Consider the following 2,261-nt stretch of genomic DNA (forward strand, 5'->3'; position numbering starts at 1 on the left):
GGTGCGACCGCACCGCCCACGCCAGGCAGAGCACGGCGAACGCGGTACTGGCGCCGACCGCGTGCGGTCGCCAGGTGGGCAACAGGACGGCCACCGCCGAAGCGGTGGCCACCGCGAGCAGCCCGGCTGCCGACCACCACCGGGCCGGTTCCCCCACTGATCGACTCCGCACCGGCCAACGGCCCCCTTCAGCGCGCCCAGAGCCCGGCGATGATCGACGAGCATTCAGATCCTACGAGCAACGCGCCATTTCCGAGCGGGGCTTGTTCAACTCCTATCAGCCGGGAGGGCTCCGCACCTGCGGCGCGGTGAAGCCGCCGCCCGGACGCCCAGGGGTACCGGCCCCTCCGTGCCGCCGGTACCCCAGGGCAGGGCCGCCCCGTCAGCCCTGCCACACCCCCGTGGCCGCGGTGCCGGCCGCGTAGTCCGCGAAGTCCCGCGGCGCGCGTCCCAGCACCTCCTGGACCCCGTCGCCCAGCCGCGCCAGACCGCCGTCCCGCACCTGCCCGAGCAGGTCGCCGAGCAGCACCACCATGTGGTCGGGCAGCCCGAACTCCGCCGCCAGCGCGGCGAACTCCTCCTGGCTCAACGGCACGTAGCGCAGGTCCCGGCCGGTGGCCGACGCGATCGCGGCCACCGCGTCCCCGAAGCCCAGCAACCGCGGACCGGTCAGCTCCAGGAAGCGGCCGGACCACTTGTCGCCGCCGTCCAGGGCGGCCACCGCCACGTCCGCGATGTCCTCGGCGTCGATGAAGCCCTCCTGCCCGTCACCCGCCGGCAGGGCGAGCTCCCCGGCCCGGATCGCCTCCACGAAGAACGCCTCGCTGAAGTTCTGGAAGAACCAGCCGGGCCGCAGCACCGTCCAGGACGGCACCCGGTCGCACAGCGCGCGCTCCGCCTCGCGGACCAACTCCTCGGTGGGCGTGCGCCCCTGCTCGGCGCAGCGGGCCGAGAGCATCACCACGTGCCGCACCCCGGCCTCCGCGGCTGCGGTGCCGAACGCGGCCAGGTCGTCCACCGCCTGCCGGGTGCCCAGGTCGGGGGAGTAGACGGCGTACACCTCCGTCACGCCCTCCAACGCCCCCGTCCACGTGGCGCGGTCGGCCCAGTCGAACGGCCGCGGGGCCGACCGCGAACCCTCCCGTACCGTCTCGCCGCGGCTCCGCAGCCGCTCCACCACCCGGCGCCCGGTCTTGCCCGTGGCGCCCATCACCCATGTCAGCTTCTCTGTCATGGCGGCAAGTCAATCGTGCTCCGGCGAGACGATCCATGGTTGATCAGCTCTCCTGCATACGTCAGCGTCTACGATGTCGGAGTGGACCCTCTCGCAGAACTCCTCGACGGCACCCGCGCCCGCGGCGGTCTCTTCCACCAGGTCGTGCTCGACCCGCCCTGGGGGCTGGAGGTCAGGGACGGTGCTCCGCTCGCCCTGCTGACGATGGCCCGGGGCAACGCCTGGCTCACCCCGGACGGCGGGGAGCCGATCCCGCTGAAACCGGGGGACGTGGCGGTGCTGCGCGGGCCCGCTCCCTACACGATCAGCGACGCGCCGGGCAGGGCACCCGACATGGTCGTCCACCCGGGCGACCGCTGCACCACACCCACCGGCGAGGAGCTCTGCGACGCGTACGCTCTGGGAGCCCGCACCTGGGGCCGCAACCGCGACGGCGCCGACCTGCTGATCAACGGCACCTACCAGGTGGAGGGCGGCATCAGCCGCCGACTGCTGGCCGCGCTGCCGCCGTTCCTGGTGCTGCCCGAGGAGGACGGCGGCTGTCCGCTGCTGCCGATGTTCACCGACGAGCTGGCCCGCGAGGCACCCGGCCAGCAGGCGGTGCTGGACCGGCTGCTGGACCTGTCGCTGATCGGCACCCTCCGGGCGTGGTTCGACCGCCCGGAACGCCACGCACCGAGCTGGTACCGGGCGCAGGGCGACCCGGTCGTCGGCCCGGCGCTGACCCTGCTGCACCACCACCCGGCCCGCCCGTGGACGGTGGCCTCGCTGGCCGCCTCGGTGGGGGTGTCCCGGGCCGCGCTGAGCCGCAGGTTCTCCACCCTGGTGGGGGAGCCGCCGATGACCTACCTCACCGGGTGGCGCATCGACCTCGCCGGTGACCTGCTGTGCGAACCCGGCCGGACGATCGGCTCGGTCGCCCGCCAGGTCGGTTACGCCAACGCCTTCGCGCTGAGCGCGGCCTTCAAGCGGCTGCGCGGCGTGAGCCCCACCGAGTACCGCGCCGGACGGTCGGCCTCCGGCGTGA

General features: G+C 74.1%; 2 protein-coding genes. One reads left to right on the forward strand and one right to left on the reverse strand.

What is annotated here, in order from left to right; all coding sequences use genetic code 11:
* Positions 1-382: 382 nt before the first annotated feature.
* Entirely contained in the window at positions 383-1,234 is an 852-nt protein-coding gene (locus ACYVE9_RS23680) for an NmrA family NAD(P)-binding protein (RefSeq protein WP_461029924.1), read from the reverse strand.
* An 81-nt stretch (positions 1,235-1,315) separates the two neighbouring features.
* Between ACYVE9_RS23680 and ACYVE9_RS23685 the strand changes: the two genes are divergently transcribed.
* The coding region (locus ACYVE9_RS23685) for an AraC family transcriptional regulator (RefSeq protein WP_461029925.1) at positions 1,316-2,261 on the forward strand (946 nt) is incomplete at its 3' end.

Source organism: Streptomyces sparsus, from assembly GCF_054776295.1.

What these genes read in the sequence shown, in the direction of transcription:
- ACYVE9_RS23680 (WP_461029924.1), bottom strand. Translation starts at nt 1,234, where the DNA reads ATGACAGAGAAGCTGACATGGGTGATGGGCGCCACGGGCAAGACCGGG.